General features: G+C 73.0%; 16 protein-coding genes and 2 tRNA genes. 5 read left to right on the top strand and 13 right to left on the bottom strand.

Annotation, left to right across the window (positions count from 1 at the left end):
* Nucleotides 1-282: 282 nt before the first annotated feature.
* Nucleotides 283-355 (bottom strand) — tRNA-Ala (locus ABD358_RS05470).
* A gap of 172 nt (nucleotides 356-527) precedes the next feature.
* On the opposite strand from ABD358_RS05470, the gene ABD358_RS05475 reads away from it, so the two are divergent.
* Nucleotides 528-1,928, top strand: a complete 1,401-nt coding sequence (locus ABD358_RS05475) for a glycosyltransferase 87 family protein (RefSeq protein ID WP_425576249.1) — start codon at nucleotides 528-530, stop codon at nucleotides 1,926-1,928.
* Here the strand turns inward: ABD358_RS05475 and ABD358_RS05480 are convergent.
* The 7 genes from ABD358_RS05480 to ABD358_RS05510 all read right to left on the bottom strand — a co-directional run bounded on the left by ABD358_RS05480 (nucleotide 1,907) and on the right by ABD358_RS05510 (nucleotide 6,602).
* On the bottom strand, nucleotides 1,907-2,140 hold the full coding sequence (locus ABD358_RS05480; RefSeq protein ID WP_344629692.1) for a hypothetical protein: 234 nt from the start codon (nucleotides 2,138-2,140) through the stop codon (nucleotides 1,907-1,909). The two genes, ABD358_RS05475 and ABD358_RS05480, sit on opposite strands and share 22 nt — an antisense overlap.
* Nucleotides 2,141-2,480: 340 nt before the next feature.
* Nucleotides 2,481-2,553, bottom strand: a tRNA-Ala gene (locus tag ABD358_RS05485).
* Between the two features lie 108 nt (nucleotides 2,554-2,661).
* A complete protein-coding gene (locus ABD358_RS05490; protein WP_344629799.1) occupies nucleotides 2,662-3,315 on the bottom strand; it encodes a histidine phosphatase family protein in 654 nt (217 codons plus the stop codon).
* Nucleotides 3,312-3,731 (bottom strand): ribosome silencing factor, encoded by a 420-nt coding sequence (rsfS, locus tag ABD358_RS05495; RefSeq protein WP_344629693.1) that lies wholly within the window; start codon nucleotides 3,729-3,731, stop codon nucleotides 3,312-3,314. The genes ABD358_RS05490 and rsfS overlap by 4 nt, the downstream gene beginning before the upstream one ends.
* A gap of 99 nt (nucleotides 3,732-3,830) precedes the next feature.
* Entirely contained in the window at nucleotides 3,831-5,750 is a 1,920-nt protein-coding gene (locus tag ABD358_RS05500; protein ID WP_344629694.1) for an LCP family protein, read from the bottom strand.
* A gap of 28 nt (nucleotides 5,751-5,778) precedes the next feature.
* Entirely contained in the window at nucleotides 5,779-6,393 is a 615-nt protein-coding gene (nadD, locus tag ABD358_RS05505; RefSeq protein ID WP_344629695.1) for a nicotinate-nucleotide adenylyltransferase, read from the bottom strand.
* A gap of 44 nt (nucleotides 6,394-6,437) precedes the next feature.
* Nucleotides 6,438-6,602: a hypothetical protein gene (locus ABD358_RS05510; protein ID WP_344629696.1), complete on the bottom strand. Its 165-nt coding sequence runs from the start codon at nucleotides 6,600-6,602 to the stop codon at nucleotides 6,438-6,440.
* Nucleotides 6,603-6,744: 142 nt separating this feature from the next.
* On the opposite strand from ABD358_RS05510, the gene ABD358_RS05515 reads away from it, so the two are divergent.
* Nucleotides 6,745-7,827: a M48 family metallopeptidase gene (locus tag ABD358_RS05515; RefSeq protein WP_344629697.1), complete on the top strand. Its 1,083-nt coding sequence runs from the start codon at nucleotides 6,745-6,747 to the stop codon at nucleotides 7,825-7,827.
* 1 nt (nucleotide 7,828) lies between these two features.
* On the opposite strand, the gene ABD358_RS05520 is transcribed toward ABD358_RS05515, so the two are convergent.
* The 5 genes from ABD358_RS05520 to proB form a co-directional block, all read right to left on the bottom strand.
* The gene (locus ABD358_RS05520) at nucleotides 7,829-8,881 is read right to left on the bottom strand and encodes an SCO2583 family membrane protein (RefSeq protein WP_344629698.1); all 1,053 of its coding nucleotides are present in this window, start codon (nucleotides 8,879-8,881) and stop codon (nucleotides 7,829-7,831) included.
* Between the two features lie 109 nt (nucleotides 8,882-8,990).
* Nucleotides 8,991-9,698, bottom strand: a complete 708-nt coding sequence (locus ABD358_RS05525; RefSeq protein ID WP_344629699.1) for an SCO2584 family spore wall biosynthesis protein — start codon at nucleotides 9,696-9,698, stop codon at nucleotides 8,991-8,993.
* A gap of 77 nt (nucleotides 9,699-9,775) precedes the next feature.
* Entirely contained in the window at nucleotides 9,776-11,053 is a 1,278-nt protein-coding gene (locus ABD358_RS05530) for a glutamate-5-semialdehyde dehydrogenase (protein WP_344629700.1), read from the bottom strand.
* A 106-nt stretch (nucleotides 11,054-11,159) separates the two neighbouring features.
* Nucleotides 11,160-11,606, bottom strand: a complete 447-nt coding sequence (locus ABD358_RS05535; protein WP_425576263.1) for a hypothetical protein — start codon at nucleotides 11,604-11,606, stop codon at nucleotides 11,160-11,162.
* Between the two features lie 222 nt (nucleotides 11,607-11,828).
* Nucleotides 11,829-12,980: a glutamate 5-kinase gene (proB, locus tag ABD358_RS05540; RefSeq protein ID WP_344629702.1), complete on the bottom strand. Its 1,152-nt coding sequence runs from the start codon at nucleotides 12,978-12,980 to the stop codon at nucleotides 11,829-11,831.
* A 256-nt stretch (nucleotides 12,981-13,236) separates the two neighbouring features.
* On the opposite strand from proB, the gene ABD358_RS05545 reads away from it, so the two are divergent.
* From ABD358_RS05545 to ABD358_RS05555, 3 genes are all read left to right on the top strand, one after another.
* Nucleotides 13,237-14,346, top strand: a complete 1,110-nt coding sequence (locus ABD358_RS05545; RefSeq protein WP_344629703.1) for an acyltransferase family protein — start codon at nucleotides 13,237-13,239, stop codon at nucleotides 14,344-14,346.
* A gap of 306 nt (nucleotides 14,347-14,652) precedes the next feature.
* Nucleotides 14,653-15,795 (top strand): CDP-alcohol phosphatidyltransferase family protein, encoded by a 1,143-nt coding sequence (locus ABD358_RS05550; protein WP_344629704.1) that lies wholly within the window; start codon nucleotides 14,653-14,655, stop codon nucleotides 15,793-15,795.
* Between the two features lie 258 nt (nucleotides 15,796-16,053).
* Nucleotides 16,054-18,207 (top strand): hypothetical protein, encoded by a 2,154-nt coding sequence (locus ABD358_RS05555; RefSeq protein ID WP_344629800.1) that lies wholly within the window; start codon nucleotides 16,054-16,056, stop codon nucleotides 18,205-18,207.
* Nucleotides 18,208-18,321: the final 114 nt, after the last annotated feature.

The following is an 18,321-nucleotide window of genomic DNA, read 5'->3' on the forward strand; positions in this document are numbered from 1 at the left end:
GCGGGAAGGCCGCGGGAACACTGCGGAAGGGTTCCGGAACACAGTGGCCCGCAAAACAAAAGACCCCTCGCACAGGAGGGGACGCCGCGCTGATTCCGACTCCACCGGAACCGGACCGGGGATCGGCGGTGGTTCAGCGCGGCCCGCTAAGCAGAAGGCGTACGGCACGCATGGGATCAGGGTACCGCAGGACCCCGTCGGCGCCCGTCCCCGTCCACGGCTCGGACGGCCCGCACAACGCGAGAAGCGGGCCGCCCTTGCGAGCGACCCGCTTCCTCACCGTGGAGCTAAGGAGAATTGAACTCCTGACCTCTTGCATGCCATGCAAGCGCTCTACCAACTGAGCTATAGCCCCTTGTCTGGTCCGCTCGCGGTTCCCCGCGGCGGCGTCGCCTACTCTACACGGACTCCACCGCCCTTTGCCAAATCCCATAACGGGTGGGTCACGGCGGTGCGGGTACTGTCGTCTCCGCGTTCGTCCCGCAACGCCGTTCCGCCAGGAACCCCACCGGATACCGGAGCCGCCCGTGAGCACGCCGCAGCCGACCGCCGACCGCCGAATCCCCGCGGCGGGCGCGTCCCGGCCGGGGCGGCCCGTGCGGACCGCCGCCCTGCTGTGCGCGCTGTCCTTCGCGGTCTTCCTGGTGGCGCAGCGCGCGGCCGACGTCTCCATGATCGACCTGATGGTCTACCGGGCCGAGGGCTGGACGGCCCGCACCGGCGGCGACCTGTACGCGATGCGCGCCACCCACGCCGAACTGCCGATGACCTACCCGCCGTTCGCCGCGCTGCTGTTCGTTCCGCTCACCCTGGTCGGCGTTCCCGAGATGCGCGTCCTGGCCACCGGGGTCAACCTCGCCCTGCTGGTCGCCCTGGTCCACCTGTCGCTGCGGCTCGTCGGACGGCCGCTGCGGATTCCGCGCCCGGCCGCCGCCCTGGGCCTGGCGGCGGCCGCCGTCTGGTGCGAGCCGGTGTGGACGACCCTGCGGTACGGGCAGATCAACCTGCTGCTCGCCGTGCTGGTCCTGTGGGACCTGTCCCGGCGCCCCGGCCACCGCTGGGCCGGGGCCGGCATCGGGATCGCCGCCGGGATCAAGCTGACCCCCGCACTGTTCGCGGTGTTCCTGGCGCTGTGCGGCCTGGTCCGGGCGTGGCGGCGGCTGCGCGGGACCGGCCGGTCCGACGGCATCTGGAACCCCTGGCTGCGCCAGGCCGCCGTGGCCGCCGGAACCTTCGCCGGAACGGTTCTGCTGGCGGCAGCGGTGCTGCCGCGCGACTCCTGGCGCTTCTGGACCGAGGCGGTCTTCTCACCGGAACGGGTGGGCAGGGTGGAGGACACCGCCAACCAGTCGCTGCGGGGCGTCCTGGCCCGGCTGCTGCACACCGGCGACCCCGGTTCCGGCTGGCTGCTGCTGGCCGCCGCGGTGGCCCTGGCGGGGCTCGCCACGGCCGTGGCCGCCGATCTCGCCGGCCCCCGCCGGCTGCCCTCCGCGCAGGCCTGGGCCGTCGTCGCCTGCGCCTCGACGGCCCTGCTCGTCAGCCCCGTCTCCTGGTCGCACCACTGGGTGTGGTGCGTGCCGGCGGTGCTGCTGCTCGGCTCGGAGGCGCTGCGCCGGGCGAGCGCCCTGTGGTGGACGGGCACGGCGCTGACGGCACTGCTGTTCTGCTCGTACGCGCTGTGGTGGGTGCCGCACGGCCCGTCGGGGCGGTTCGAACTGCGGCAGAGCGGCGCCGAGATGGTCCTGTCCGCCGTCTACCCGGTGGCGGGGACGGCCGTCCTGCTGCTCACCGCGGTGCTGTCCGTGCGGGCCCTGCGCCGGCCCGTACCGCGCCCGCCGGCCGCGCCGGGAACCACCGCAACCGCCGCCGTGCCCCGGCGGCGGTCACCGGTCCCCCCGGTGCGCGCTCAGGCCGCCACGAAGGAGTAGAAGCGTTTGAGGGTGCAGTGCTCGTCGAGCAGCCGGCCGTAGATCGGCTCGCCCTCCAGTTCCCGGTAGGTCTCGATCGGGTCGCCCTTGATGATCAGAGCCCGCGCGCACTCGACGCACCAGTACTGGTAAGCCTCGTTGACCGGCTCCATGTCGCGGACGATCGGAGTACCGCTGCCGCACCAGTCGCACTTCCTGCTGTGTGCACCCATGTCCGTCAGTCAACTCCAGCCGTGGCCGTGGGCGTACGCGTACAGGGAACCCCTTCGCCGCCCCGGCTCCCTCGAACACTCCGGCGGCGCCGCACCGGGGGCCGGAGACCGTGGAGTCGCGGAACCCCCGGCATCGCGGCGTCCTCTCCCCGGAACCCCCCACCGGTCCTCCGGTGGGGCTGCCGCCTCGTCCTGCGCCCCGATTCTGCCATGTCCGGGGCCGGCCCCGGCAGAAGTGCCCCGGGAGGACGGGGCCCCTCCCCCCTCCCGTGCGCGGGAGGGGGGACGAAAAGCGGCGGTCCCGCCTCCCGGAGGAGGCGGGACCGCCGCTGTGGTCCTGTGGAGCTAAGGAGAATCGAACTCCTGACCTCTTGCATGCCATGCAAGCGCTCTACCAACTGAGCTATAGCCCCAGCGCTCGCGGCTCCGCCGTTCTCACCGCGGTGCCGTGAACGGGAAGAAGCTTAACCGGTGACCTGCCCGAATGCGAAATCCGCCTCCGGACCCCGGCCGGTCGGCGGTCAGACGTCGTCGCCGAGGACCGGTTCGGGGAGCGTCCCGGCGTTGTGCTCCAGCAGCCGCCAGCCGCGGGCGCCCTCGCCCAGGACGGACCAGCAGCAGTTGCTCAGCCCGCCCAGGGCCTCCCAGGAACCCGGCTCCAGGCCGAGAAGGCGGCCGATGGTGGTGCGGATGGTTCCGCCGTGGCTGACGACGACCAGGATCCCGCCGTCGGGCAGCTTCTCGGCGTTGCGCTCGACGACCGGAGCCGCTCGGTCGGCGACCTCCGTCTCCAGCTCTCCGCCGCCGCGGCGCACAGGCTCGCCGCGCTTCCACGCGGCGTACTCCTCGCCGTAGCGCTCGACGATCTCCTCGTGCGTCAGCCCCTGCCAGACGCCCGCGTAGGTCTCCCGCAGGCCCTCGTCATAGGTGACCTCCAGGCCCGTGACCGCCGCCAGCTCGGCGGCCGTGTCGACGGCCCTCTTCAGGTCGGAGGCGACGATCGCGTCCGGGCCCAGCGCCGCGAGCTGCCGGGCCGCGCGCCGCGCCTGGGCGACGCCCGCCTCGGTCAGCTCGATGTCCGTGGTGCCCTGGAAGCGGCGTTCGAGGTTCCACGCGGTCTGGCCGTGCCGCCACAGCACGATCCGGCGGCCGCGGCCCGCCGTACGCCCGTTCAGCTCGGCTCACCGCCCTCGCGCCCGGCGGCCTCGCCCTTGCCCCGGGTGGCCTTGGCGTCCTCCGGCAGGTCGATCTGCGGGCAGTCCTTCCACAGCCTCTCCAGCGCGTAGAAGACCCGCTCCTCGCTGTGCTGGACGTGCACCACGATGTCGACGAAGTCGAGCAGGACCCAGCGGCCCTCGCGCTCGCCCTCGCGGCGCACGGGCTTGACGCCCTTCTCCTTGAGCAGGCGCTCCTCGATCTCGTCGACGATCGACTTGACCTGGCGGTCGTTGGGCGCGGAGGCCAGCAGGAAGGCGTCGGTGATGGAGAGCACATCGCTGACGTCGTACGCGACGACGTCGTGGGCGAGCTTGTCGGCAGCCGCCTGGGCGGCTGCGCTGATCAGCTCGATGGAGCGGTCCGTGGCGGTCACAGGCAATGCTTTCCGTCGATGGTCACAGGTGGTCAACAACCCCTCCAGGGTCTCACGACCCGCCGCGGACCGGCTCCACGCCTTCCTCCGGCCTTCCCGTCAGCCTCCCGCACCCCCGGCCTCGTAGTCCCCGCCGAGCACCACCGTGACGTCGGCGTTCGCCGCGCCCTTGCCCTTGGCGACCGCCTTCTCCGGCAGGCCGAGCGTCCTGGCGACCTCCACGGCCTTGCCCCTGTCCTCCGCGTCCGTGTAGACCACCCGGCTGGCGGCCTGCGGCGCGTCGGCCCTGCCGGCGCCGACGACGGTGTAGCCGCCGTTCACCAGCGCCACCCGGGCGGTGGTCGCGGCCGCCTCGTCGCCGGTGGCGTCCTCCAGGCTCACGCGCGGGGCGGCGTCCGGGTCGGTGTTCTTCACCGTGCCGCCGAGCACGTTCTTCACCAGCTCCTCGCCGGCCTCGCCGCTCAGCGTGCCGTCCGCCTCCACCGGCAGCAGCTCGGTGCTGTAGTCGCCCTTCCTGGCGTACTCGGCGAGCGGGGCGAGGCTGGCGCCGAGCTGCGCCTCCGTCAGGGAGGGGTCGGGGATCTGGGCCAGCGACCTGACCGTCTCGGTGGCGGCGCGCGGGTCGCCGGACATCTTGGCGAGCGTGGCCCGCACCACCTGTCCGAAGCGGGCGAGCTGCTTCGTCTGCGGCTCGCCGGCGGCCCGGTACGTGGCGTAGGCCACGGCGGCCCGCCCGTCCATGTCGCGGTCGGCGCCCTTCTCGACCAGCGGCTCGTCGTCCTTCTCCGCGCCGGGCACCGTGGCGTCGGCGTCGACGGTGATGCCGCCGACCAGCTCGACCCAGTTCTCCAGGTACGGGGTGTCCAGCCGCCAGGTGCCCCTGATCTCGGTGCCGAGCAGCAGGCCCAGCGCGTCGCGCGTGGCGGCGGCCCCCTCGGCCTGGAACGCCTTGCCGAGCGTGGTCGCCGCACCGGTTCCGCCGGAGGAGACCGCGAGGGAGTTGGGCAGCAGCAGAGTGGTGCCCTTGCCCGCCGTCTCGTTGTTGACCAGCAGCACCGTGGAGGTCTCGCCGCCGTCGACCTCGCGCAGGTGGACGACTATCACCGTGCGCTTCTGGCCGCCTCCCGCCGCCTGGCCCGTGCCCTCCGAGCCGGACGTCCCGGGCAGCACGCCCGCGAACCACAGCCAGCCGAGGCCGCCCACCAGGACCACGGCCGCCGCGACGGCCAGGGCGATCGCGCGGTTGCGGCCCCGGCGCTTGGCCTCCTCGCGCCGCTCGGTGCGGCTCTCGGAGAACTTCAGCCAGTCGATGACGTCCTCGGACTGCTCGTTCTCCTCCTCGATGAAGGCGAACTCCTCGGTCCGGTAGGCACCGTCGGCGCCGCCGGCGTCGCCGGTGCCGTCCGGGCCCCTTCCGTCCGTGCCGCCCGGCTCCTCCGCGGGGGCCGGTCCGGCGGGGTCCTGCGGGCCCGGCCCGTCCTGGGGGGCCCGGCCGCCTTGCGCGGCGCCCTCCTCGTGCCCGCCCTCCTCGTACCAGGGCGTCTGGGGCTGCTGCGGGATCCAGACGTCCCGCACGGGCTGCTGCGTGCCGGTCGCGGAGGCGTCCCAGGAGGGGGCGTACGGGTCCTGGCCGTCGTATCCGCCGTGACCGGAGCCCGGGGCGTAGGCGTCCGTGGCGTAGGCGTCCTGGGCGTAGGAGCCCGGCGCGTAGGGATCCGAGGCGGGAGCGGCGGGGGTGTAGGCGCCGGGGGCGTACGCGCCCTGTGCGTAGGGGTCCTGGACGTAGGAGCCCGGGGCGTAGGCGTCCTGGGCGTGGCCGCCGGAGGCGTACGCGCCGTACGCGGGCTGCTGTCCCGCCCCCGGGTCCGCGTACGGGGCGTCGCGGCCCTGCTGCGGCGGGATCGGGACACCGCCCGTCCCCGGGGAGTGGACCGGACGACCGTACTCGTCGTAACCGTAGGTGTGGCCGCTCGCCTGCGGCGGTTCTCCCGACCCGTACGGGTCCTGTCGGTCGTTCACGACTGCCGCCCCTCCAGCCCCTCTGTGCCTACCCGTTCCGGTACAGCCGGCGTTTGTTGATGTAACGCACCACCCCGTCCGGCACCAGGTACCAGACGGGATCGCCCTGGGCCACGCGCGCCCGGCAGTCCGTGGAGGAGATCGCCAGCGCCGGAACCTCGATCAGGGACACCCCGCCGTCCGGCAGGCCCGGATCGGCCAGGACGTGTCCCGGGCGGGTGACCCCGATGAAATGGGCGAGCGAGAACAGCTCGCCGGCGTCGCGCCAGGTGAATATCTGGGCGAGCGCGTCCGCGCCGGTGATGAAGAACAGATCGGCGTCGGGGTGCAGTGCCCGCAGGTCCCGCAGCGTGTCGATGGTGTACGTCCGGCCGCCGCGGTCGATGTCGATGCGGCTGACCGAGAACTGCGGGTTGGAGGCGGTGGCGATGACCGTCATCAGGTAGCGGTCCTCGGCCGGCGAGACCCGCTGGTGACTCTTCTGCCACGGCTGCCCGGTCGGCACGAAGATCACCTCGTCGAGGTCGAACCGGGCCGCCACCTCGCTCGCCGCGACCAGGTGCCCGTGGTGGATCGGGTCGAACGTCCCGCCCATCACGCCCAGTCTGCGCTTACCGGCGCCGGGCACTGTGTGCTCTCCCATGCGTGCCGACCTTAACCGTCCGATGCCGGATCCGCCGCCGGGTCTCAGCGGTCCCGGTTGAAGCGGGTCGTGATCCACAGCAGCGCCATCAGCGCCAGGAAGGCCCCGATGCCGGTGACGTACGGGTTGGGGGACGTGCCGTGCTCGCCTTCCTGCGCACCGGAGGAGGCGAGAAGGGCGAGGGTGTGCACGGTCTCGGGCAGGGTCATCGTCGGCAGACCTATCCGGGTAGGAGCGGAAAACTTGAGGCACATCGTAAGCGGGGTGGGAGGCTGTGACTCGCGGCCCCCACCGCCTAGGGTGGTGGCGACACGGGGGACGGGCCCACACGAGACCCGCAGGGGGCAGACGATGACCGAGGCCAACCACAGCACAGAACACCTTCCCGGCCGCAACAGACGGCGTTTCCCGGGGATCTCCTCGCGGGCGTACGAGCACCCCGCGGACCGTTCGGCGCTGGTGGCGCTGCGCAAGCTGAGCGGATTCGACACGGTCTTCAAGGCCTTGAGCGGGCTGCTGCCGGAACGCAGCATGCGCCTGCTGTTCCTGTCCGACTCGGTGCGGGTGGACGACGAGCAGTTCGCCCACCTGTACGCCATGCTGCGGGACGCCTGCTACATCCTGGACCTGGAGAAGGTCCCGCCGATGTACGTCACGCAGGACCCGAAGCCCAACGCCATGTGCATCGGCCTGGACGAGCCGATCATCGTGGTGACGACCGGGCTGATCGAGCTGCTGGACGAGGAGGAGATGCGGGCGGTGATCGGCCACGAGGTCGGTCACGCCCTGTCCGGGCACGCGGTCTACCGCACCGTCCTGCTGTTCCTGACAAGCCTGGCGGTCAAGGTGGCGTGGATCCCGCTGGGCAACGTGGCGGTCATGGCGATCGTGACGGCGCTGCGCGAGTGGTTCCGCAAGTCGGAGCTGTCGGCGGACCGGGCCGGGCTGCTGGTGGGCCAGGACCTCCGGGCCTCGATGCGCGGCCTGATGAAGATCGCGGGCGGCAACCACCTGCACGAGATGAACGTGGACGCGTTCCTGAAGCAGGCGGACGAGTACGAGGCGAGCGGCGACCTGCGCGACTCCGTCCTGAAGATCCTCAACGTGCTGCCGCGCAGCCACCCCTTCACCACCGTGCGCGCCGCGGAGCTGCGCAAGTGGGCGTCGGGCCGCGACTACCAGCGGATCATGGACGGGCACTACGACCGGCGCGAGGACGACAAGGAGACCTCGGTCTACGAGTCGTTCCGGCAGTCCGCGAGCCACTACTCCGAGAGCGTGCGCACCAGCAAGGACCCGCTCATGGGCCTCATCCGGGACCTCACGGACGGCGCGGGCGACCTGGGCGGGAAGCTGCGCGACCGCTTCGCCGGGCGCCCGGGCGGCCGGTCCGACGGCGGCGCGGACACCGCGGCGGGCCCGGCCGGGAACTGACTCACGGCTTCGGCTGGGATCCGGCGGAGAGCGTCCCGCACAGCGGGGCGCTCCCGCCGTACCGGTCGTAGAGCTCGGTGGCGGCCGGACGGCCGTCGGCCGACTGCCCGGCCGTCAGGGGCCGCAGCGCGTCGTGGGACCGGGCGTCGCAGGACATCGGGCCGGCCCGTACGGTGGCCCGCTCCACGGTGAGCTGCTGGTCGCGCAGGTCGCCGCGGTCGAAGGTCAGCACCAGCTCGCGCCGCACCGTGAACAGCGACGCGGCGGCGTCGCTCCCGGCGGGGCGGACGGCGTAGACGAAGACGTGGTCGGTGCGGATCTCCAGGACGTCGGTGTCGGCCTCCCGGACCTCCATCGTGCCGCGCACCCGCACCCCGTCGCCGGTCAGGTCCGCGACGTCCGGGTCGAAGCGCACCAGCCAGCCGGTCGCCGCGTGCCGGCCGTCGGCGGCGGGCCGCTCCAGACTGCGGTCGAACTGCGGGTGCTGGGCCGGGTCGAGCAGTATGCGGACCGGACGCACGGTGCCGCCGCCGAGCACCTCCGGGTTGAGGGAGCTCTCGACGAGGTATTCCTTGGCGGTGCTCACCGCGGCCAGTACCTGGGGCTCGGCGAAGTGGGGGGTGCTGCGCACGGGAGGCAGGGTCACGCCGGCGGCGCCGACGTAGAAGTCCGCGGCCGGGCTCCGCTCGAACAGCCGCCCGGGCTCTCCGCCGGGCACCTTCCCCTCCGGCGCGAGCGGGACCACCGTACTGCTCAGCGGTTCCCGGCTCGGCGGCTTCGGGGACGGGGAGGGAGCGCTCAGGCCCATGTAGACCGCGGCGCCGAACGCGAGCACCAGCAGGAGCAGCAGGGCGACGCCCTGCCACGGCATCCCGCGCAGCGGCCGGTGAGGCAGGGGGCGCACCGGGTGCTCGTGGTCCGCCAGCCTCTCCCGGGCGGAGAACTCCTGGAGGCGGGCAGCCCTGACGAACGACTCGTCGAAGACGATCGATCGGTACTCGTCGTCGCCACCGCCCGGGACGCCCTCGGGCGGCAGGTCTCCAGGCCGGGCCATATGGCCAGGGTAGGTCGGCGAAAGGCGCCCTAAACGCCCCGATGGTCCGGAAGTTCCGAAAGTCGGGGAGGAGTCCTCCGAGCGGCCTACCGGGGGTCCGCCGGAGGGCTCAGCGGGCCTCGGCGGACGGCGTCCCCGGCGCGGCGAGACGGGCGGAGGACGCCGCGGGCCGGCCGGACGGCGGCGGGAGCGCCCCGGAGGACCGCCCGACCACCGTGACGTCCACGCCCGTGGTCGCGGGCGGGGGCCCGGGCGGCTGCTGCCGGTGGCCCACGGCGCCGCGGTAGACGGCGGCGAAGGCGAGCGCCACGATCCCGACGCCCATCAGCACGGCGAGCACCCAGGCGACCGGCCGCTGCCAGCGCACGTGGCCGCGGTAGGGGCGGAGGACGGGGGCGCGCGGGTCGCCCGGGGTGTCCGTGTCCTCGTTGTAGCCGAGGTATCCGGCGTCCTCCGGGTACTCCGCGTCCTCGACGTACTCGATGTACTCGAGGCGGTCCGCGTGCTCCACCCGGCCGTACCGGTACCTGCCGTACAGGTCGTCGTCCTCGTCGGGGTCGCCGTGGTGGTCGGCGCCCTCCGGGTCCTGCCACCGCCCGTGGCCGTACAGGTCGTCGCGCGCGAGAGCCGCCTCGGTCTCGGAGGGGGACTGGGCGGCGGGTATGCGCTCGGCGGCGCTGGGCTCGTGGATCAGGGCGGCGCGGACGAACTCCTCGTCGAAGACCACGGAGGCGAACGCGTCGTCCGCCTCCGTGCGGTCGCGGTCGTCGGGCTCCTCGCCGTTCTGGGACGGCCTGCCCCCCACATCGTCCGGCACGGCACCAGCGTAGACCGGTCGGGGCGGTTTGGGCAGGGCGACGGCGATTCGTCTGTTACCGGTGGGGCCGGTTCCGGTCAGCCGCGCACGTGGCCGTCGCCGGTGACCACGTACTTCGTCGAGGTCAGTTCCGGCAGGCCCATGGGACCGCGGGCGTGGAGCTTCTGCGTGGAGATGCCGATCTCCGCGCCGAAGCCGAACTGGCCGCCGTCGGTGAAGCGGGTGGAGGCGTTGACCATGACCGCGGTGGAGTCCACCAGGGAGGTGAAGCGGCGGGCCGCGGCGGTGTCGGCGGTGACGATGGCCTCGGTGTGGCCGGAGGTCCAGCGGCGGATGTGGTCCACGGCGGCGTCCAGGGAGGGCACGACGGCCGCGGCGATGTCGTACGAGAGGTACTCGGTCTCCCAGTCCTCCTCGGTGGCGGGGACCACCTTCACCCCCTCGGCCTCGCCGGCCTCGACCCACGCCTCGTCGCCGTGCACCGTCACCCCGGCCTTCTCCAGGGCGGCCAGGGCGCGCGGCAGGAACGCGGCGGCGATGCCCTCGTGCACCAGCACGGTCTCGGCGGCGTTGCAGACGCTGGGCCGCTGCGCCTTGGAGTTGACCAGGATCTCCACGGCCATGTCGAGGTCGGCGCGCTCGTCCACGTAGACGTGGCAGTTTCCGGTGCCGGTCTCGATGACCGGGACGGTGGACTCCTCGACCACCGTCCTGATCAGGGAGGCGCCGCCGCGCGGGATCAGCACGTCGACCAGGCCGCGGGCGCGCATCAGCTCCTTGACGCTGTCGCGGCTCTCGCCGGGCACGAGCTGGACGGCGTCGGCCGGCAGGCCGGCGGAGACCACCGCGTCGCGCACCACGGCGACCAGGGCGGTGTTGGAGGAGTAGGCGGAGGAGGAGCCGCGCAGCAGCACCGCGTTGCCGGACTTCAGGCACAGGGCGGCGGCGTCCACGGTGACGTTGGGCCGGGCCTCGTAGATGATCCCGACCACCCCGAGCGGCACCCGCACCTGGCGCAGCTCCAGGCCGTTGGGGAGCGTGGAGCCGCGGACCACCTCGCCGACCGGGTCGGGCAGGGCCACCACGTCCCGCACGTCGGAGGCGATCGCGGCGATCCGCTCGGGGGTGAGGGCGAGCCGGTCGACGATCGCGTCCGGGGTCCCGGCGGCGCGGGCCTTCCCCACGTCGGCGGCGTTGGCCTCGACGATCTCGTCCGTGCGGGCGACGAGCGCGTCGGCGATCGCGTGCAGCGCGCCGTCCCGCGCGGTGCGCGGCAGCGGGGCGAGCGCGGTGGCCGCCTCCTTCGCGCGGCGGGCGGTCTCGATGACGGGCGAGGTCTGGGATGCGCTGCTCATACCCGCAAGCCTAGCCAGCCCCGGACGGTGTCCACGGGAAGTTCCGCAGTCCGAGACGGACGCGGGGGCGGCGCGGGGCGCCCGGGAGCACCGGGCGCCCCGTGGGTCAGAACGGGTGGACGCCCACCGGGACGGCGGTGTGCGGACCGTAGCCCTCCGCCACCCGCTGCCGATACGTGTCCCGGCCGATGACCTCCAGGCCGACGATCTCCCACGGGGGCAGCTTCGCCGACGCCCGGTGCTCGCCCCACAGCCGCAGCGCGACGGCCGCCGCGTCGTGGAGGTCGCGCGCCTCCTCCCAGTAGCGGATCTCGGCGTGGTCGTTCGCGTACCGGCCGCTCAGCAGGAAGGGGTGGTCGTGGGCGAGCTGTTCGAGCGCCCGTCTGACCTCCTTCAGCGGCGCTTCCTCCCCGGAGACGCTGAGGGTGACGTGCCAGAGCCGGGACGTCCCGTCGCACCGGACGTCCCCCTCCCGGCCGGGCCCGCCCGACGGCGGCCTCCCCCGGCTCGGCGAGGGGTGTCCCTCTCCCCCGCCCCGCTGGGGATGCACCATGCCGATGCTGGTCACTCGTCTCACCGGCGGCCTCCCGTGTGGTACCGGACTCGTGTGCCTGCGCGGCGGGCCGCCACTGCCGGAACGGCCCCCTCGGCACAGTTGACCAGTCCCGGAGCGGCCGTGTGACGGTTTTCGGGAAGGTGTCCGTCGAAAGACCGGTCTTTCACCGGTCCCGCACGAGTCCGGCCGTCTCCCGTCACACTCGTGCGGGAGCGCGGGTCACCGGCGCAGCAGCACCAGATCGTCGCGGTGGACGACCTCCCGCTCGTAGGCGGGGCCGAGCTCGCGGGCGAGGTCCCGGGTGGAGCGGCCGATCAGGCGGGGGATCTCCCGCGCGTCGAAGTTGACCAGTCCGCGTGCGACGGCGTGCCCCGAGACGTCCCTCAGCTCCACCGGGTCCCCCGCCGAGAACTCGCCCTCCACCCCGGCCAGACCGGCGGGCAGCAGCGAGGTGCGCTGCTCCACCACGGCGCGCACCGCACCGTCGTCCAGCACCAGCGCGCCGCGCGGCGCGGAGGCGTGGGCCAGCCACAGCAGCCGGCCCGCGGAGCGGCGCCCGGTGCGGTGGAAGTACGTGCCGACGGGCCGCCCGGCCAGTGCGTCGGCGGCGGAGCTGGCGGAGGTGAGCACCACGGGGATGCCCGCCGCGGCGGCGATCCCGGCCGCCTCGACCTTGGTCGCCATGCCCCCGGTGCCGACCCCGGCCTTCCCGGCGCTGCCGATCTCCACCCCCTCCAGGTCCTCCGGTCCCCTGACCTCCCCGATCAGGGACGTGCCGGGGGTGGACGGGTTCCCGTCGTAGAGGCCGTCCACGTCGGAGAGCAGGACCAGCAGGTCGGCGCGGACCAGGTGGGCGACGAGCGCGGCCAGCCGGTCGTTGTCGCCGAAGCGGATCTCGTCCGTGGCGACGGTGTCGTTCTCGTTGACGACCGGCACCGCGCCCATGGCCAGGAGCTGGTCCAGGGTGCGGTAGGCGTTGCGGTAGTGCGAACGGCGGCTGGTGTCGTACGTGGTGAGCAGCACCTGGCCCACGCGCCGGCCGTAGCGGGCGAAGGAGGCGGTGTACCGGGCCACCAGCAGGCCCTGGCCGACGCTGGCGGCGGCCTGCTGGCGGGCCAGGTCGCGGGGGCGCCGGTCCAGGCCCAGCGGGGCCAGACCGGCGGCGATGGCCCCGGAGGAGACGAGGACTATCTCCTTCCCCTCCCCCGTGTCCTCCGCGTCCGCGGGGGCGAGGTGCCTGGCGAGCACGTCCACCAGCGCGTCCACCCGGTCCGCGTCGAGTCCGCCCGCGGCCGTGGTGAGAGAGGACGAGCCGACCTTCACCACGACCCTGCGGGCATCCCGTACGTCCCGTCGGAGATCCTGCTCCACCCCTGTCACCTGCGCGTCCTTTGCACGTGTTCTCGTCCCGGTACGGTTCGCAATCTACGCGAACCACACGCGGGCGCGCTCGTCCGTTCCGTTCCCCGGACGGAATCCGGCGTGCCCGTGCCCGCACCTCACCGGCCGGGTGCAGGCCGGAGGGTCCGCGGGGTGTTTACTCTTCCCCCGCCGCCCGTCACGGACTGACCGGCGTCGTTCCCGCTCGGGTCATCGGACGCGCCCGTCGTCCGGAGGAAGGATTCGCGTGAGCCAGGCACACCCCACCACCCCCGTCTCCCCGGCCGCCGCGGGCCGGAGGGAGGACGGCCGGCCCCGGGAGCGAGACGCCTTCTTCGACAACGCCAAATTCCTGGCCATCGTGCTGGTCGTCGTCGGGCACTCCTGGGAGGCGCTGCGCGACGGGAGCCGGCCCCTGGCCGCGGGCTACCTCCTGCTGTACGCCTTCCACATGCCCGCGTTCACGGTCATCTCGGGCCACTTCTCGCGGAGCTTCGCGTTCCGGCCGCACCAGGTCCGGCGCCTGGTCGGCGGGGTGGTCGTGCCGTACATCGTCTTCGAGACCGCGCTCAACCTGTTCCGCGCCTGGAACACCGGCGAGGAGCTGAAGATCACCCTGCTCCACCCCTGGTACCTCACGTGGTTCCTCATGGCGCTGTTCATCTGGCGGGTGACCACTCCCCTGTGGCTCCGGCTCCGCCACCCCTTCGCCGTGTCGGTGGCCGTCTCCGCGTTCGCCGCGGCGTCCCCGGACATAGGCGGCGACCTGGCGCTCCAGCGGGTGCTCCAGTACCTGCCGTTCTTCGTGCTCGGCCTGCGCCTGGAACCGCGCCACTTCCGGGCCCTCCGGGACCGGCGGGTGCGGACCGCCGCGCCCGCCGTCCTCGCGCTCGGCGCGCTGGTGGCCTACTGGTCGGTGCCCCGGATGAACCCGGACTGGTTCTACCACCGCTACGCGGCCCAGGAGCTCGGCGCTCCCTGGTGGGTAGGAATCCTGATGACCGTGGGGATGCTCGGCTGCTCCCTCCTGCTCGGCGCCGCCTTCCTCAGCCTCACGCCCTCCCGCCGCACCTGGTTCACCGCGCTCGGCACCGGGACCCTGTACGCCTATCTGCTCCACGGCTTCCCGGCCAAGGGGGCGCACTACTGGGACTGGTACGAGGGCGACTTCGTCAACAGCCCGGCGGGCATCCTCACCGTCACCGTGATCGCCGCCGCGGTGGCTGTGATCCTGACCACACCGCCCGTGGTCAGGGCTTTCCGCTGGGTCATGGAGCCCCGGCTGGACTGGCTCTTCGCCCGCACACCGCCGCCGGAGGCCGGGCGGGACCGGAGCTCCGCCGCGCCCGGCGCCTGACCCGGCCGCACCGCACGGGGCCCGCCGCACCCTTCCGGGGTGCGGCGGGCCCGTGTCCGTTCCCGGGCCGGGGTCCTCACGACCGTCCGGACGGGAGGCAAACATGTTGCCGAATCCAGGGCAACCATCCGACCATCCCATGTGTCTTAACTTCGGGTTCAGCTTGATTGCACCTGGAGGTCACCTGATCTCCGGGGTGCGTACACTCCGCACGTTCTGCGACGATTGCACGGAACGTCCGGGTGACGGGCTTCCGACCCCCTCGGCCTGCCTTTTCCGACCTGCTACAGAGGTTGCCAACCCGACATGGACATACCCCCCCTTTCCGAAGTCCGCCGCCTCACCGAGAAGAAGCGCGACGCGTGGTGGACGGTGCTGCTCGTGGACCCCGTGGCCACCCCCCTGGTGCGGTGGACGGCCAAGTGGAGCCGGGTGACGCCGAACCAGATCACCTGGGGCGCCCTCTTCCTCGGCCTCGGCGCCGCCGCCTGCTTCGCCCGCGGCGACTGGAAGTGGCTGCTGGTCGGAGCCGGGCTGTACCACCTCAGCTTCATCCTGGACTGCATGGACGGCAAGCTGGCCCGGCTCACCGGAAGGGGGTCGGAGTTCGGCGGCTGGCTGGACTACGTGTTCGACCGCGTCCGCGTGCTGATCTGCGCCATCGCGCTGATGGGCGGCCAGTACTCCCGGACCGGGGACGTGGCGTACATCTGGCTGGCCCTCGTCGTGGTCTTCCTGGACGCCCTGCGCTACCTGGACGCGCTCCAGATCTTCAAGGTGCGCCACAGCATGCGCAAGAAGCTCCGCGCACGCGCCAAGGCCAGCCGCCGGGCGGCCCGGGAGCGGGCCCTGGAGCAGCAGGGCGGCGACGAGCGGCGGAACGGCGACGGGCCGCAGGACGACGACCGGCAGGATGACGACCAGCAGGACGACGACCAGGGCCTCACCTTCATGGAGGACCTGCTCCGCGAGAACCCCACGGCCGACATCGACAACGTCCCCGAGCCCGACGGCGCCCGGGACGCCTCGTCCGGCGCCGCCCCGGAGGACGGGGCCCGCAAGACGAACGTCGTCGATCTGCACAAGGAGTTCAAGAGCCGGTTCCCGTGGTACGGGAGGTTCCGCACCTTCCTCCTCCGGCACCGCATCCGCACCCACCTGGTGAGCGGCATCGAGTTCCAGATGGCCGTCTTCATCGTGGGCCCCGTCTTCGGCGCGGTCATGCCGGTCACCATCGCGGCCGGTGCCCTGCTGCTGATGTTCGAGCTCGCGATCATCTACAAGCTGCTGCTGTCCACCAGGGACTTCGAGCGCACACTGGCCTCCTACCCCGTCCCGGAGCCCGCCCCCGCCGTCCCCGCCCAGCCCGGCGGCCCGTCCGAGGAGGAGAGCGCTCCGCGGCAGGAGGACGCGTCGCAGCAGGTGAGCGCGGCGGCAGGTCCCCGGTAGGGAAAGACGGCACCACGTGGGGCGGTACCCGGAAGCCCATTCCGGGTACCGCCCCACGTGGCGTTGTCCGGGGAGGGCGCGTCGGCCCCACGGGGGGCCCATAGGATGACGCCTGCCGAAAAGGCACCACTGAAGTGGCCGTCGAGCATTCCGCCGCACACCCCCCTCACCGTCTGAGGGCTCCTCGGAGCATCCCGGGCGGGGCGCTGGAGCAAGACGACACCTTTTGAACATCCCCCCAGGAGCGTGACCTACCTGATGTCCGCCTCGTTCGCACCGGTGAGGTTCTTCCGCGGCAGGAAGCCGCCCAGGGAGAACTCCGCGTGGCGTCCTGCCCGGGACTCCTCGGCGAAACGCGATCTGTTCCTGCTGGTCTTGTTGGGTGCGGCGTTCCTCGCGCAGCTGACGGGCGCGCTGCTTCCCGCCCTCGTCCCGTTCCTCGCGGGCTCCGCGGGCGGTCTTCTGCTGGACCTCTACCTCCTGCGCAGGCAGCCGCGCCTGATCTCCGTGCTGGGCAAACTGCGCTTCGACGTGACCACGCGCCAGTTGCTGCGCGACGTGCTGATCGTCGTCGCCCTGGTCCGGCTGCCGGGCGTCGATCCGCTGGAGGAGAGGCCCCTCGCCCTCGCCCTGCTGGCCGGCTACTTCCTGCACTTCTCCTGCCAGGCGGTCGCGTTGCTGGTCCGGCGCCGGCGCGTCCTTCCGATCGTCACCCGCAACATCGACACGTCCGCCCTGCGGCTGTCCCCCGCCCCGCCCCGCCTGCTGGCCCGCCAGCCCAGCCGCCGCCTGCTGTACTTCGCCCTGCCCGCGACGGCCGGACTGCTCGCCACCGCCGGCACCGCCGACATGGTGTGGGGCGTCCTCGGCACGAGCGCCACCCTGCTGCTGTTCCTGGCCGGCACGGTCCGGCTGGCCGCCTGGCTGCTGCCGGGGAAGCGCCCGGCGAACGAGCAGCAGACGCTGGAGTGGCTGGACAAGTGGCTGGCCGAGTACCGGCCGACCGTGGCGATGTACTTCTCCGGCGGGCCCACCTCCGCCTACCAGGCGAACATGTGGCTCTCCACCCTGTCCGCCCTGGACGGCAGGCCGCTGATCGTGCTGCGCGAGCGGTTCATGGTGCAGAAGATCGAGGCGACCGACGTGCCCATCGTGTGCATCCCCAAGGTCGCCCACCTGATGCACCTGGAGCACTCGTCGCTGAAGGCGATGCTGCACCCGGCGAACTCCGGGAAGACCTCGCAGGTGCTGCGCATCCCGTCGATCAAGCACGCCTTCATCAACCACGGCGAGAGCGACAAGCTCTCCAGCTGCAACCCGTACGCCAAGGCGTACGACGAGGTGTGGGTCGCGGGACCGGCCGCGCGGGAGCGCTACCAGCTCGCGGACATCGGCGTCGACGACCACGACGTGGTGGAGGTCGGCCGCCCGCAGCTCGCGCCGATCCGGCCCTGTGCCGGACCGCCCGCCGCCGACGGCTTCACCACGGTCCTGTACGCCCCCACCTGGGAGGGCTGGACCGACGACCCGGGCAACACCTCGATCATCCTGGCCGGCGAGAACATCGTCCGCGCCCTGCTCGCGGACCCGAAGGTCCGGCTGCTGTACAAGCCCCACCCGATGACCGGCTCGGTGGACCCGCGCGCGGCCCAGGCCGACCAGCGCATCCGGCAGCTGATCGCCGAGGCCAACGCCCGGCGCTCCGGTCCGCGCCCCGGCCCGGAGGCCGCCGCCGAGCTGGCCCGCCGCACCGTCGAGCTGGACGAGCTGACCACCTCGGCGTTCCGGCCGAGCGCGGACGAGATGGAGCGGATGCTGCTCCAGTCCTCCCCCGAGGGAGACCGCGAGGCCGCCGTGGCGGCCGCCACGGCGGCCTGGGAGAAGGCGTACTGGGCGTCCTTCCCCGAGTGGGAGCACCAGGTGATCACCGGGCCGCGGCCCGCCCTCTACTCCTGCTTCAACCAGGCCCACCTGCTGATCAGCGATGTGTCGAGCGTGGTCTCGGACTGGCTGACGAGCGAGAAGCCGTACTCGGTGGCCAACACCACCGGCCTGTCGGAGGAGGAGTTCAGGACCGGCTTCCCGACCGTGCGGGCGGCCACGATCCTCACCCCCGACGCCTCGGGCGTGCCCGCCCTGCTGGAGTCGGTCCGCGACCCGGGGAAGGACACCCTGGTCCAGGCCCGCGCCGAGCTGAAGACGCACCTGCTGGGGCCGGCCGACCCGCCGTCGATCGTCCGCTTCAACCAGGCGGTCCAGGAGCTGTGCGCGAAGGCGGAGGCCCGGCAGGTCCGGCAGGCGCGGATGGGTTCGGCGTTCCGGGAGGCCTCGGAGCTGCGCGGAACCGGCCGCGCCGAGTCGGAGGAGCGGGATCCGGAGAGCAACGGCTCGGAGGACGCGGTCAACGCCTGACCCGCACCACGGCCGGCCCGGCCGGTTCCCGGAACGGGGGAGGGCCCGGCGCTTGAAAGCGCCGCTTGGAGAAGAACCAGGCGAGCCGGTCGCCGAGCATCGCGCCGACCGCCG

This window comes from Streptomyces glaucosporus (assembly GCF_039533345.1).
Lineage (GTDB): Bacteria > Actinomycetota > Actinomycetes > Streptomycetales > Streptomycetaceae > Streptomyces > Streptomyces glaucosporus.